Annotated in this window: 12 protein-coding genes and 1 riboswitch; of the genes, 1 reads left to right on the forward strand and 11 read right to left on the reverse strand. The window is 44.0% G+C overall.

Annotated elements, in window-relative coordinates; translation table 11 throughout:
• Nucleotides 1-56: 56 nt before the first annotated feature.
• Both ACE1CM_RS16990 and ACE1CM_RS16995 read right to left on the reverse strand, forming a co-directional pair.
• Complete coding sequence (locus ACE1CM_RS16990) at nucleotides 57-227, reverse strand: hypothetical protein (RefSeq protein WP_374878690.1); 171 nt, start codon at nucleotides 225-227, stop codon at nucleotides 57-59.
• 87 nt (nucleotides 228-314) lie between these two features.
• Nucleotides 315-464, reverse strand: a riboswitch (cyclic di-AMP (ydaO/yuaA leader).
• A gap of 381 nt (nucleotides 465-845) precedes the next feature.
• Entirely contained in the window at nucleotides 846-3,572 is a 2,727-nt protein-coding gene (locus ACE1CM_RS16995) for a cation-translocating P-type ATPase (RefSeq protein WP_374878691.1), read from the reverse strand.
• Nucleotides 3,573-3,598: 26 nt separating this feature from the next.
• Between ACE1CM_RS16995 and ACE1CM_RS17000 the strand changes: the two genes are divergently transcribed.
• The gene (locus tag ACE1CM_RS17000) at nucleotides 3,599-3,766 is read left to right on the forward strand and encodes a hypothetical protein (protein ID WP_374878692.1); all 168 of its coding nucleotides are present in this window, start codon (nucleotides 3,599-3,601) and stop codon (nucleotides 3,764-3,766) included.
• A gap of 131 nt (nucleotides 3,767-3,897) precedes the next feature.
• Here the strand turns inward: ACE1CM_RS17000 and ACE1CM_RS17005 are convergent, their stop codons facing one another.
• The 9 genes from ACE1CM_RS17005 to ACE1CM_RS17045 all read right to left on the reverse strand — a co-directional run bounded on the left by ACE1CM_RS17005 (nucleotide 3,898) and on the right by ACE1CM_RS17045 (nucleotide 11,910).
• A complete protein-coding gene (locus tag ACE1CM_RS17005) occupies nucleotides 3,898-4,566 on the reverse strand; it encodes a response regulator transcription factor (RefSeq protein ID WP_374878693.1) in 669 nt (222 codons plus the stop codon).
• A gap of 45 nt (nucleotides 4,567-4,611) precedes the next feature.
• A complete protein-coding gene (locus ACE1CM_RS17010) occupies nucleotides 4,612-5,202 on the reverse strand; it encodes a Uma2 family endonuclease (protein WP_374878694.1) in 591 nt (196 codons plus the stop codon).
• Between the two features lie 17 nt (nucleotides 5,203-5,219).
• A complete protein-coding gene (locus ACE1CM_RS17015; protein WP_374878695.1) occupies nucleotides 5,220-6,647 on the reverse strand; it encodes a sensor histidine kinase in 1,428 nt (475 codons plus the stop codon).
• A 214-nt stretch (nucleotides 6,648-6,861) separates the two neighbouring features.
• Complete coding sequence (locus ACE1CM_RS17020; RefSeq protein WP_374878696.1) at nucleotides 6,862-7,452, reverse strand: sensor histidine kinase; 591 nt, start codon at nucleotides 7,450-7,452, stop codon at nucleotides 6,862-6,864.
• 20 nt (nucleotides 7,453-7,472) lie between these two features.
• Entirely contained in the window at nucleotides 7,473-7,961 is a 489-nt protein-coding gene (locus ACE1CM_RS17025) for a hypothetical protein (RefSeq protein ID WP_374878697.1), read from the reverse strand.
• On the reverse strand, nucleotides 7,961-8,983 hold the full coding sequence (locus ACE1CM_RS17030) for an adenylate/guanylate cyclase domain-containing protein (protein ID WP_374878698.1): 1,023 nt from the start codon (nucleotides 8,981-8,983) through the stop codon (nucleotides 7,961-7,963). Before ACE1CM_RS17030 ends, ACE1CM_RS17025 begins: the two co-directional genes overlap by 1 nt.
• Nucleotides 8,955-9,482 carry a Rab family GTPase gene (locus ACE1CM_RS17035; protein WP_374878699.1) on the reverse strand — a complete coding sequence of 176 codons (528 nt, stop codon included), beginning with the start codon at nucleotides 9,480-9,482 and terminating at the stop codon, nucleotides 8,955-8,957. The genes ACE1CM_RS17030 and ACE1CM_RS17035 overlap by 29 nt, the downstream gene beginning before the upstream one ends.
• Before the next feature lie 14 nt (nucleotides 9,483-9,496).
• Nucleotides 9,497-11,263 carry an OmpA family protein gene (locus ACE1CM_RS17040; RefSeq protein WP_374878700.1) on the reverse strand — a complete coding sequence of 589 codons (1,767 nt, stop codon included), beginning with the start codon at nucleotides 11,261-11,263 and terminating at the stop codon, nucleotides 9,497-9,499.
• A 47-nt stretch (nucleotides 11,264-11,310) separates the two neighbouring features.
• Nucleotides 11,311-11,910 carry a hypothetical protein gene (locus ACE1CM_RS17045; RefSeq protein ID WP_374878701.1) on the reverse strand — a complete coding sequence of 200 codons (600 nt, stop codon included), beginning with the start codon at nucleotides 11,908-11,910 and terminating at the stop codon, nucleotides 11,311-11,313.
• Nucleotides 11,911-12,312: the final 402 nt, after the last annotated feature.

A 12,312-nucleotide genomic window follows, 5' to 3' on the forward strand; every position in this document is an offset into this window, starting at 1 on the left:
AAAATGTCATCTAAATTAGCGACCAGTACCTCTGGCGAAATGGGCATCAATTTGCACTAGCGTGCGGTCGGCATATCGCCAAGTGCAATAATCCACCATAGGATGATTATTCCTAAAAAACCAATGGCTGGTAGGATAACAACATCTCGAACAACGAGCGGTTTAGCGCGTCGCCAAGCTGCTTGTCCAGCAACAGCAATAGCAGACAAGTTGAGTTGTATTGTCATAGGTGTCAAGAGCAGGTACAAATGTTACTGAGCAGTACCAGCCAAGGACACTGATGAGTTTAGAACATTAGGGAAAATGCTCGCTCTTCAGTCTCCTCTCAATGCCTACGAAGTTAGCTGACGGACTAGGGCTGAGAGTTGCCCTTCTCTACTGCACTCCTCACGAAACTAGCAGAGATTTGCCCCACAATTTGGTTCCTCCGCTCCAGCAAAAGCTGGATTAGGCTGACTTACTCTGATTTCAAAGTATTAAAGCACGTCTGTTTAAAATTGTCTAGCGCTGAAAGTTAAAGAATTGTTATCAGAGGTTCTGATTAAGCTCCGCATATCTGGGAGCATCTATCTCAGGATAGATTTTTTCGAGGGAGCGGGACTTTAGAATCCCGGTTTCTTAAAGAAACCGGGATTCTGTGGGTTTAGGGGGGCGGGTTTATTTAACCTGTTTGTGGGATGGAGAAATTGTTGGTAAAACCCGCCCCGAATTTCAGGCATCGCGGGGCGGGGCGGGTTTATTTAACCTGTTTGTGGGATGGAGAAATTGTTGGTAAAACCCGCCCCTACATCAATAATAAAAAGAGTTACCTGTCAACTGTCAACTGTCAACTGTCAACTGTTGAATTAGTTTGGCGGATCGAAGCGGTTGACGGATGCTGCGATCGCAATCATCGGTAAACTCGCTAAGAAGCAGATAATCCACTGGTCAAGTGTCATTGGTGCGGTTTGGAAGATGTTGTTAATAAACTGGGAGTTGGCGAAGATAATCTGCAAGATTACCGCCACAATAATACCACCTGCCAGGGCGGGCGCCCCGCTGACTTTTTCTGTCGAACCTTGTAATTTTGCCATCAATGAAGGCAGCAACTGGCTAATACTCAGCAGGTAAAAAATCCGTCCCATCACTAATGCTTGAATTGCCATTGTCCGGGCTAATTCGATGCTGCCCCAAGGTGCTTGTCTGACAAATTCAAACATGCCGAAAATCAGCGTCCAGTTGTAGAGAGAAACTGCCAAAATCCGCTTGATGCGATTTGGCGTCAGGAAGGGTTCGTTAACCGGACGGGGCGGCTGTTTCATCACTCCTTCTGACTTGGGTTCAAACGAAAGGGGAACCGTCATCGTAATCGAGTTGAGCATGTTTAGCCAGAGAATTTGTAGTGACAAAATTGGCAAGTCTCGACCCAAAAGCGTGCTGATTAAAATCGTCATCGATTCCCCACCGTTGACTGGCAGAATAAAGCAAATGGCTTTAATTAGGTTCTTATAAACAGATCGCCCTTCTTCCACCGCTGCTGCAATCGAAGCAAAGTTATCATCAGTTAACAGCATATCTGCCGCTTCTTTTGATACTTCCGTACCGCTTCCCATGGCGATACCGATATCCGCTTGTTTGAGGGCGGGGGCGTCGTTTACTCCGTCTCCCGTCATTGCTACGATTTCACCTTTTGATTGCAATGCTTCGACAATTCGCAGCTTTTGTTCGGGGGCGACGCGGGCAAATACTACCCCTTCTTCTACCGCATTTGCTAATTTGTTCGGGTTCATTTTGGCAAGTTGGGCACCTGTGTATGCCACAACTTTTTTATTCTGATTGCGGAAACCCATGCGGCGGGCGATCGCTTGTGCGGTGGTGATGTGATCTCCGGTAATCATCTTCACCTGAATTCCCGCAGCTTGACAGGCGTGGACCGCGGCGATCGCTTCCGGGCGGGGCGGATCGATCATTGCTTGCAATCCGATGAATGCCAACCCCGATTCAATATCAGAATGATCGACTTTATCTTGTGATTCGGCTATTTTTTTCTTGGCAAAAGCTAGCACCCGCAACCCTTGTTTTGCCATTTCATCGACGCGCCGATCAATCGCTTCCACATCCAGGGTGGTAATTTTTCCATCTTTATTGAAGGCAGCAGAACAGCGTTTTAAAATCGCTTCTGCCGAACCTTTGACATAAATTACCTTGGCATGGCGAGTTTGGTGCAATGTTGCCATGTATTGAAACTCGGACTCGAAGGGAATTGAGTCAAATCTGGGGTTCATTCTTTCTGCTGCTTTTTGAATTAACCCCGCTTTACTCGCAACGGTAATTAACGCGCCTTCGGTGGGGTCTCCAATGACTACCCAATTGCCGTTCTTTTGTTCTAAGTGGGAATCGTTGCACAATACTCCTGCCAACAGCAATTCTGCCAAAACCGGGAGATCTTTGGCATTAATTGGCGTTTGTTTATGCTGAATTTCGCCTTCGGGATTGTAACCGCCACCCGTGACGGTATAAGTTTCACCGCCTGCATAAATTTCTTGGACGGTCATTTGGTTTTCGGTCAAAGTTCCGGTTTTATCGGAACAAACCACCGTCGCACCGCCGAGGGTTTCTACTGCTGGTAATTTGCGGACAATTGCATTTCGCTTCGCCATGCGGGCGACACCAACTGCTAAGGTGACGGTAATAACTGCGGGCAAACCTTCAGGAATGGCGCCGACAATTAATGCGATCGCAGGTTCTACAGCATCTTGAAAAGTATATCGTCCCAAACCAATCGCAAACGTCAGCGTCGCCGCAAATAACACGAAGTAAAGCCAATTTTGGCTGAATTGATTAAACTTGCGCGTTAAGGGCGTGGTAAGGTCTACCCGTTGTTCAATTAACTGGGAAATTTTACCCGTTTCGGTTTGATTCCCCGTCGCGACAACAATCCCGCTACCTTGTCCAAAGGTGACGAAACCTCCGGCATATGCCATGTTTAAACGTTCTGCTAGCGGGGTTTCCGGTGGTAAGGTTGCATCTGCGGCATCTTTTTCTACTGCTACCGACTCGCCTGTCAAACCAGATTCATCGATTTGCAAATCGCGGGTTTTTATTAAGCGCAAATCGGCGGGAACTTTGTCGCCAGAGGTGAGTAATACTAAATCCCCCGGTACTAATTCTTGCGAGGGGACTTTTAATTTTTTGCCGCCGCGAATCACGGTCGCTTCTGTACGCACGGCGGAAGCAAGCGCTGCGATAGCGCTTTCTGCTTGCGATTCTTGGGTAAAGCTAATAATCGCGTTTGTTGTCGTAACGCCCCAAATTACGCTGGCATTTATCCACTCTCCAAGAAATGCTTTAATTGCACCGGCGCACACCAAGATGATCAGGAGGGGTTGGTTAAATTGCAGGATGAATTTTAACCAAACAGGTTTGCCTTCTTTTGCAGTTAGTTCGTTTGCCCCATATTCGCGCAAACGCTGGGGAATTTCAACTTCGTCTAAACCTTTTTCCAGGTCGGTTACTAAAATATGGCTGATTTTGTCTTCAGGTAAATTGTGCCACTGGTGTTCTTGTGCGTTCTTTATAGCTGTTGCTGTCATATTTGTCCCCGATAAGTTGCTAAATTATGACTATTCCAAGGGCGGGCGAGACGCCCACCCCACCAGAAATTGACTGGTTTTGTGGGGTGGGCATTCTGCCCGCCCAAGGCAAAAGCCCCGAAGCCAAGCGGGTTTTAACCGCTTCTACTCTCAGTTTGTGCCTTGCGGATAAAATTTTTATTAAAGTTTCATGAGAAAGTTCTTATCTTTCAGTGGACAGTGGACAGTGGACAGTGGAAAATTATCAACGAAAAACTGGGTTTAAAGCAATGTTCTTCTGGGAAGATTGACTAACTGTCAACTGTCAACTGTCAACTGTCAACTGTTATAAACGCAGCCGATACCCCATGCTTCTGACGGTTTCTATCTTGTTGCTGCCTAATTTTTTTCTTAAATAACCCACATAAACATCTACAACATTAGAGTTGGGGTCGTAATCGTAACCCCAGACATGATTGAGTAATTGCTCTCGACTTAAAACTTGTCCGGGATGTCTGACAAAGGTTTCGGTTAAGATGAATTCGCGGGCGGATAATTCGACAACGCGATCGCCTACTGTAACCGTGCGCGATCGCAAGTCTAAAACAATATCCCCCGCTTTGAGAATCATCTCATCTTTTTTAGGCGCAGATTTTTGATTTCTTAACCGGGCGCGCACTCGCGCCAGCAATTCTTCAAATCGAAATGGTTTGGTAACGTAATCATCCGCACCGCCTTCAAATCCCGCTACTTTATCGTTGATTTCATCCCTGGCGGTTAAAATTATAATCGGCAGAGTTTCCCCTCTTCCCCGCAATTCTTCTAATACCTGCAATCCATCTTTTCCAGGCAATCCCAAGTCTAAAATTAACAGATCGAAATCGTTGCTATCAGCAACTCTAATCGCTGCATCGCCGTCTTCCACAACGATGGTGGTAAAACCATTCGCTTTTAATCCTTTTTCCAGAAACGAAGCGATGCGCGGTTCGTCTTCCGCGATGAGAATCCGGTTCATGGTGTATGTGGTGAGTTGAGCGATCGCGCAGTTCGTAGTAGGCGCTTAAGCGCCGTCCGGTTTTGGCGGAAACACCCTAACCAAATCGAGGGACAGTTCTGGAAAACAAGGCAGAGTTACCATCTGATTCGGTAAAATAATCCGCTTGTTTTTATATCCATATTTACCTTGACTACTTTGATAAGGTTCGCTGTATGCTTCTAGCTGATTATCGAACAAATTGAATATCCAATAATCGGAAATACCAGCTTCAGCATATAAAGGCAACTTTACATTTTGGTCGTAATTCAAAGTCGAATCAGAAATTTCAATAACCAGTAACACATTAGCAGGCTGAGGGTGAGCTAATAGATAATCGTCAGGGCTATTTTGGACAAGGGAAAAATCCGGTTCTGGTTCGCTGTCGTTTGGTAGAATAATAGGAGATTGACACCGGAGAGTTGCCCTATCTCCTAACAGTACGATCAATTCCCGCAGCAATTTAGAAATACAAACTTCGTGCGCTGTCCCTTTCGCCGACATTTGGATGATTTCTCCTTTGATTAACTCAATTCGGTCATCTTCATGAAAAAATCCTAGTTCTCCCAATCTGTGATATTCATCGAGCGTGAACCGCTTAACCTGAGCGATACTCATTGCATTTCTCCATATTGCTATTTTAAAGTACCAAAATGAGGTTCTACTGGCAAAATTAAGATAAAAGTTGAACCCTTTCCCGGCTGACTTTTTAATTCTACCTTGCCGCCGTGGGCTTCTGCGATCGCTCGCACAATTGCCAATCCCAAACCATACCCTTCAGAACGCCTGCGAGTTTTAGCAGCACGAGCAAACCGATCGAAAATGCGCTGTTGATCTTCAGGCAGAATTCCTTCTCCCGTATCCCGCAACCAAAAGCGAATCTGGCTTTTTGTTAAATCGGATCCTAAAGTAATTGTATCATTAACCGTTGTATGTTCAACCGCATTTTGAGCCAAATTCATCAGTGCCTGAGTCAGTCGCTGTTTGTCTGCCAAAATCTGACCCGATGCGTTTAATTCCAATTGCCAATGCCGTTCTCCCAAAGCTTTAAGCTTCGCAAATAATTCTTGAATAAACCTATTAATTTCTAAATATTCTAAACCTAAAAAATCTGGTCTTTCTGCTTTAGCTAACAACAGCAAATCGTTAACCAATCGGTTCATCCTATCCAACTCATCGTTCACTATAACCAAAGTTTCATCCAGTTCTTCTGGTTGATATTGTAACAATTCCAAATGACCGCGAATAATAGTAATTGGCGTCCGCAATTCGTGACCGGCATCGTTGATAAAATTCCGTTGGCTGGTAAAAGCTGCCTCAATTCGATCGAGCATTTCATTAAAAGCGATCGCGAGTTCGGCAATTTCATCAGAACCCTCTACCGAGATGCGCTGACTGACATTTGAATCGGTAATATAATGGGCTGTTGCAGTTAGCGATCGCAAAGGTTTTAACACTTGTCCAGCTACCGCCCCAGTCACAAATACACTCACAAATAAGATAGCGCTAGTTACTAAAATCATTACAGCAGTTGTTTCATTAACTTTCTCCATCTCAAACGAGGTAGAGTGGAGAATGACAAACACCCCGCGCGTTTTTCCCCCAATTATGACTGGCTCTGCCATGTAGCGCAGCATATCCGTCGGAGTAACTTTTTCCCCCTTTTCTGGCTGGGTTAATTGCGCCCAATGCTCTATGTTTTTCCCATTCATGCGTAGGGTTTCTGGTAGAGCAACCGGACTGGATTTGTAAAGCTTACCGTTGAGGAAGGTTAGCATAAATTCCCCTTCAACCGGGATATTTCGGTCAAGAAAAGTGTCAAATAAATTCGACGCTTTACAACTGGAATTATGACATTGTTTAAGCAGTTGGCGAAATTCCTGCACCTCTTGAACCAGAAGGTTTTTACCCCGTTGTTCTAACCGCACTGAAAGAACCTGACGCACGGCTAAAATCGATATACCTGTCGAACCAGCCATCAGCAATAGGTACAAAGCGATAATCCGGGTGCGGATACCAAAGAAAAATCTACGCCATCTGGGAAATTTTTGATTCTTTTCCACAATTGATTTAGTTGTTAATAAAGGGCGAGGCAGCAGCCCACTGGTCGTCGTTCCCAGGCAGGAGCCTGGGAACGAGTTATATCATGTCCTTAAGCAATGGTAGTATATAATTTTTTATGCTGTAGGGGCGGGTTTTACCAATCAATCAGTAAAACCATGAAATATCTTTTTAAACCCGCCCCGGTTGGCGCTGCCGATGCCTAAGGACATGATATTAAACTGCTTTACGAAGGCGAACCCAAAACCGAGAACCGCCTGACTGACGCAGTGTATAACCAATAGTACCACCCCAACTTTCTACCGTAATACGACAAAAATAAAGCCCCAAACCAGCTCGACCAGTTTTACCTTTCCCTTGAACAAATTTTTGAAACAGTCTGTTGACAATATCCGGGGATAGACCCGCACCTTCATCTTCCACTGTCAACAGCAGAAATTCTCCTTCATCGCTAACGTCAACGGTTACCGTAGTGTGCGGGGGACTATGGCGGAAGGCATTTTCCACCAGGTTAAACAGAACCCGATCGAGATGTAATTTTTCGCCAACAGCTTTACTTTCTTCCAGTCTATCGATGTTTGAACCCAGACACAAATTGATGTTGCTCATGGCAAAACTCGGTCGGAAACCATCAACGATTTCTTTGACAGCAGTCGCCACATCTGGAGCTAAATCGGGGTCGAATATAAAATTTTCCATCGATTCCATGTCAGCCGAAAATGCGTTCAATATTTCCCTGATTAACATTCCTTGCTGCATGGCTTGACTCTTGCCAATTTCTAAAAATTTTCTGGCTGGCGGAGTCAAATTTTCGCTGCTAAGTAGCTCTAAAGAATTAGCAGCGAAAATTTGACTCCCAAATCGTGAACGATGCAGTGCCAGAGTATTTCTTGTTTTTGGATTTCTTTAACTAACCGATCGTACAGTAAACGATTTTCCCTTCCTTTCTGGATGAGCAAGTGTTTATCTTGATAGGCAAACTTTAGCAACTCGATTAATAATATCTTTCTCTCTCCCAAACGAATTGCTCTGGCTTCAAACTGGTATTCGTTCCCCGATACATCGGTTTCAATCCAGATTCCCGAACTCAGCGGTTCGGCTTCAGAACTATTCCAAAAATTTTCAGCATCGATGATAAAATTAGCAATAAAATGAAATTTTTCCAGCGTTAATCCATCTCGTTTAGAGGCAAATTCTGGGTCAAATTGACTAAACCAATCGGGAACTTGACCGATAACTTTAAAACCTCCGTCCTCCAGCTCTAAAACTACAATATTCAGAGCGGCAAAAATTTCATCTGTAATCGATTCGCTCATTATTTTACCAGACACGAATATATGCGTATCGGCTCAGCTATTCCTTGCAATAACAGGGACGCTGGCGCAAAATTTTGTTGCAGAATGTTTCCAGTTTGATTAAATGTATTTTCATCGATTAGAATTTCGCTGGGACGAGCTTGGCTTTCAAGACGTGCAGCCAAATTGACGTGGTAGCCAATGGCGTTAAATGTTCTGTGGAGTCTACCTCCCAGTATACCCAAGGCTACGGGGCCAGAAGCTATTCCGATGCTAATGTCGAGTTTCGAGCCATTATTTACTTTAGATATCTTACCAATATCTCTGACGGCTTCTATCATCCGTAAGGCTGCTTTTACTGCGCGATCGCGCGAAGACCCGCTAGCAGGAACAACCCCAAAGAATGCCGTTACTAAATCTCCCACTATCTTATCTACTAAACCGGCTTCATCCAGAATCTGCTGGAGCATACTGGTAAAGCATAAGTTGAGCATTCTGAAAACTACCTCCGGCGGATGTTGTTCGCTGTAAGAAGAAAGTCCCCAAATATGAGCGAACAGAATGGTCACATCCTTGCGTTCCCCCCTCTCGTGTAACTTAAAAAGCTCTTGTGCTAAATCTTCAGGGATATCTCGTTCCAAATATTGGTTTAATATTCGCACTTGTTCTTGTCTCAAAAGGCTGAGATCGTTTCCTTGTTGTTGAATTAAACTGCGCTGAATCTCTTCTAAAGTCGCGTCTAGCAGTAACACCCAGTCTCCCTCATCTCCGGGGAAAATATGCAGATCGGCAGAACGCCCGTACTCGGTTTTAATACAAGGCAGAAATATGGGAAAATCATCCGCAGGCAAAAGTCCTTCCAGAAAAAACAGTTGTTCTGCTACATATTGCCCTTTTTGCAAATTCTTAATTCCATAAGCTGCTAACTTTCCGCCCCAGTCGGACAAGCGCCCGTTTTTTTCTACGAAAAGATAAGCGGGAGAACTATTTTCAAACGTGAGGCTATGAAGATAATTAACTATCGGACTTGGTAGTTCCAGCATTGATTCCCTCTATCATTTTTTTAGCTAAAATAAAAAAAGCTTCTTCCACGCCTAAGCCGGTTTTAGCGCTTGTTTTAATTACAGTCCAACCTTTTTCTGATAGTTCGGCGATCGCTCCTTCGTCAATATCCCATTCATCGGTCAAATCCGATTTATTCAGTAAGAGAATAAATGGCACGGATCCGACTGTTTCTTCTACCCGATGTTGGAGCATAATCGCCTTATCAAAAGTATAGCGCCTCGTTCCATCAACGACCAAAAGGTAACCTGATGAACCGCGCAAATAGGACATCCTAACTTTTTGAAATTCGTCTTCTCCGTGAATATCCCACAGGATCATATTGACTTCCTGCTTCCCTAGATTTACTGTTTTTTTATCAATTTTTACGCCAACGGTAGTTTGATAAATTTCCGAGTAAATGCTTTTAACAAAACGCTCTACAAGAGAAGTTTTCCCCGTGGCGAAAGCTCCAACCATACATACTTTTTTCTGTAGCATAAGCGGGGATATTATTATTGAGAAACATCGTTGACAATGACTTTGAAAGATCCACTTCGGTTAACTGCTTTATCTTTTTTACTTAATTCTTTACGGAAATTATTTTTACTTCCCAGACCAGCGGTAGAAAGCTGGTTCGCTGCAATTCCTTGGGCGACTAAAATCGACTTTATTTTATCGGCTCGTGCTTTGCTCAGTCTGATATTGGCTGGTTCTGGCCCTTCTTTATCTGTATGCCCGATAATTTGAATCGTGACGTTTTTGTCCAGAACGTTGGCGTAGTCCGCAAGCTTTTGTATTTCTCTAACTAAGTTTTGGATTTTTTGCTCTTGAGCGGGGATAAAATTTTCGCTTCCCCGCGCAAAAAATATCACTTGTTCTTCAATATTTTTTCTGGTTGACTCAAATTTTTTCATATCCGTCTCTACCAGATTTTTTTCCTGTAATTTAGTCACGCCGGGAATTGTTGGCGCCAGTCTCCTCGCTGCCACAATCCAGCGGCGAGGAGCAGTTCCCGATGCATAAAGAATGCCGTTTTCATCTACGCTTAAATTGACGGTTTTGGGGGGTTCTAGCACCTTTTTTGCTCGCGCCGCGATCGTTTCTGGATCGAGGGATAGGTAACCCTGCCATCTGCTTACTACAGTTTTGGGATTAATCTCGGTTTCTTGCAAGATTTTAATTGGATCGGCTGCCACCGGATCGCGCAGTCCGGAAATAAAATATTTCCCATGACGTTTCTTGGCATCAGTAATTACAATTCCTGGTTCAGCTTGCAGTTTTTCTAAATAATCTGCCCAGCGACGCTGTTCGCGAAATTCAAAAAAGCCCCAGCTTCCCAATCCAAAAAGTATGCCTCCTAACAACATCCATAAAATCGGAGAAACTTTGTATTTTTTGGGTTTATATCTTTGTTGCAGGCAAGCTTCCACGTAGGGTAGGCTGGCTTCAAAGGTTGCAGTATCTCCTTGAAAATTTCTCAGGGCGTTTGCTTGACGCAGGTGAATTTTTTCGCTCGCTTCTTGGAAAGTTAACCTTAATTCTTTGGGTGCGTTTCCTTTGATAATGCCTGCCAATATTGCATAAGGTCCTTGTTCGATCCAAATCGTGAGATCGCCATACTGCAAGCTTTCAAGTGTATTGCTCGTCGCTACGTTGAAAGAGTCTCGCACAAAATCTTGGATAGCCGTTAACATTGCTGAAACTAAGTCAGCATCCATCGCTACTACCCCTTCTGCTACGATGTGTTGCAGCAGCAATCCGGTTTCTTTGTGAATGAGGAAAACTTGTTCAACCCGATAAACCAGGGTACGCAGCATTATGACTTCGGCGAATGATTTGCCTGTCTGTAATGCTTCTATTCTCCACAAAAAGCTTTGTGGGGAAAGACTGTGTTCTACGACTTGATTGAGGGATTGGATCGTGGCTTCCAGCGCTGTAGCAATAGCTTTGCGAGTCGCTGGTCCGATGACGGGGAAAATGGCATCCGCAAGCACGTTCAAATCTCTTTTAACCGAAACTTCGATCGCTGTTTCAACGGTGGGGACAATTGCTTCGCCCAGTTGTTTGTCTTTGAGCGAGCGTAAAATAATCGCCTCTGGAAGCAATTGGCTGACTTCCTCTGCACTAATGTTGGGATTTTCCAAGCGCTTGTGCAGTTTGTCAAGCTCGCTAGTCTCAAAACCTAGCAGCAAACTGCGGAGTTCGGCAAGCGCTTCTTCCGTTGCAGCATCGTTATTTGGGGTATTGTTTTTGACATCCTGGGTGGAAGGATCTGTCATACCTCAAATCTCCCGATTTATGGTTAATTATTACAAGGTATAATTTACTATTGCTTGTTCAGTCGCACAGCTAGTTCTGCAAATAAAGTGGCGAGATATGACCGCTCGGTCTTGTCCCTACGAAGTCTCTCGGTTTCTTGTTCTAGAACCGCTAATATTTCTTCGTTCTTTTGCTTTATCCCATCCTCTATATTTTTAGACTGATCTAATATTTGCTGGCGCAATTCCCGCTGACTTTGGTTTGCTTGTTGCTGCAATTGGGTAATCTTATTATCCAAAGCATCTATTAAATTTTTAATTTCCCGCTCCAGGTCTTTGACGGCTTTATCTCTTGCGGTTGGTTCGCGATCTACTCGATCGGTTAGCGAGTCAATCTCGCGCCGGATATAATTTTCCAGGTTGTCTAGGCGTTTTTTTATGTCTTCTCGCAAGTCAGATTGTTCTTTAACTAAACCTTCTTCCAAGCGGGCAAATCTTTTTTCATTTTCCCGCATCTGATTCCCGAAAAGAATATCTCTTATTTTATCTAAACTTCCAGTTTCAACAGCTTCTATCCCACTCATTTGATGTTTAATCCCTTGAGGTAAGCTGGTATTTGTTTCTTCTATTTCCATATAGTTTATTTTTTTTCCTTCTGGTGCATTCATGCTTTTTTTTTGATATTAAGCGGGCTTTTTAAAACTAGATAAAACACAAAAATGTTATCAGCAATGACTAGAAAAATGATAAATCAAGGTTATTTATCATTTTTCTTCTGGCTAAAGCAAAGTGAATCGTGGTAGCGAGCGCCTAAAACTAACAAGGGGGGCAAAGGTAACATTTGTATCATCCTCAGTATACAGGCGGGTCTGGCGCTAGCGTACAAAGACGCTAAAGCATTAAATTATAGCTTAGAATAGAATAACCAAATTGAGCCACTCCCCGGTCTCTTGACACGGGGATTCAGGCTGGAATAATGGTACATCTTTTCGTCCGGTCTTGTTTGCACAAAACGACTATCTGGACATACTTTTCCAGCTTAAAGGAGATCCTCTCGGATGGGGAACCAG

It is taken from the genome of Microseira sp. BLCC-F43, from assembly GCF_041929235.1.
GTDB lineage: Bacteria > Cyanobacteriota > Cyanobacteriia > Cyanobacteriales > Aerosakkonemataceae > Microseira.

Coding starts and splice junctions, on each gene's coding strand:
- ACE1CM_RS16990 (WP_374878690.1), bottom strand. CDS start 227: ATGACAATACAACTCAACTTGTCTGCTATTGCTGTTGCTGGACAAGCA.
- ACE1CM_RS16995 (WP_374878691.1), bottom strand. CDS start 3,572: ATGACAGCAACAGCTATAAAGAACGCACAAGAACACCAGTGGCACAAT.
- ACE1CM_RS17000 (WP_374878692.1), top strand. CDS start 3,599: ATGACTATTCCAAGGGCGGGCGAGACGCCCACCCCACCAGAAATTGAC.
- ACE1CM_RS17005 (WP_374878693.1), bottom strand. CDS start 4,566: ATGAACCGGATTCTCATCGCGGAAGACGAACCGCGCATCGCTTCGTTT.
- ACE1CM_RS17010 (WP_374878694.1), bottom strand. CDS start 5,202: ATGAGTATCGCTCAGGTTAAGCGGTTCACGCTCGATGAATATCACAGA.
- ACE1CM_RS17025 (WP_374878697.1), bottom strand. CDS start 7,961: ATGAGCGAATCGATTACAGATGAAATTTTTGCCGCTCTGAATATTGTA.
- ACE1CM_RS17030 (WP_374878698.1), bottom strand. CDS start 8,983: ATGCTGGAACTACCAAGTCCGATAGTTAATTATCTTCATAGCCTCACG.
- ACE1CM_RS17035 (WP_374878699.1), bottom strand. CDS start 9,482: ATGCTACAGAAAAAAGTATGTATGGTTGGAGCTTTCGCCACGGGGAAA.
- ACE1CM_RS17040 (WP_374878700.1), bottom strand. CDS start 11,263: ATGACAGATCCTTCCACCCAGGATGTCAAAAACAATACCCCAAATAAC.
- ACE1CM_RS17045 (WP_374878701.1), bottom strand. CDS start 11,910: ATGAATGCACCAGAAGGAAAAAAAATAAACTATATGGAAATAGAAGAA.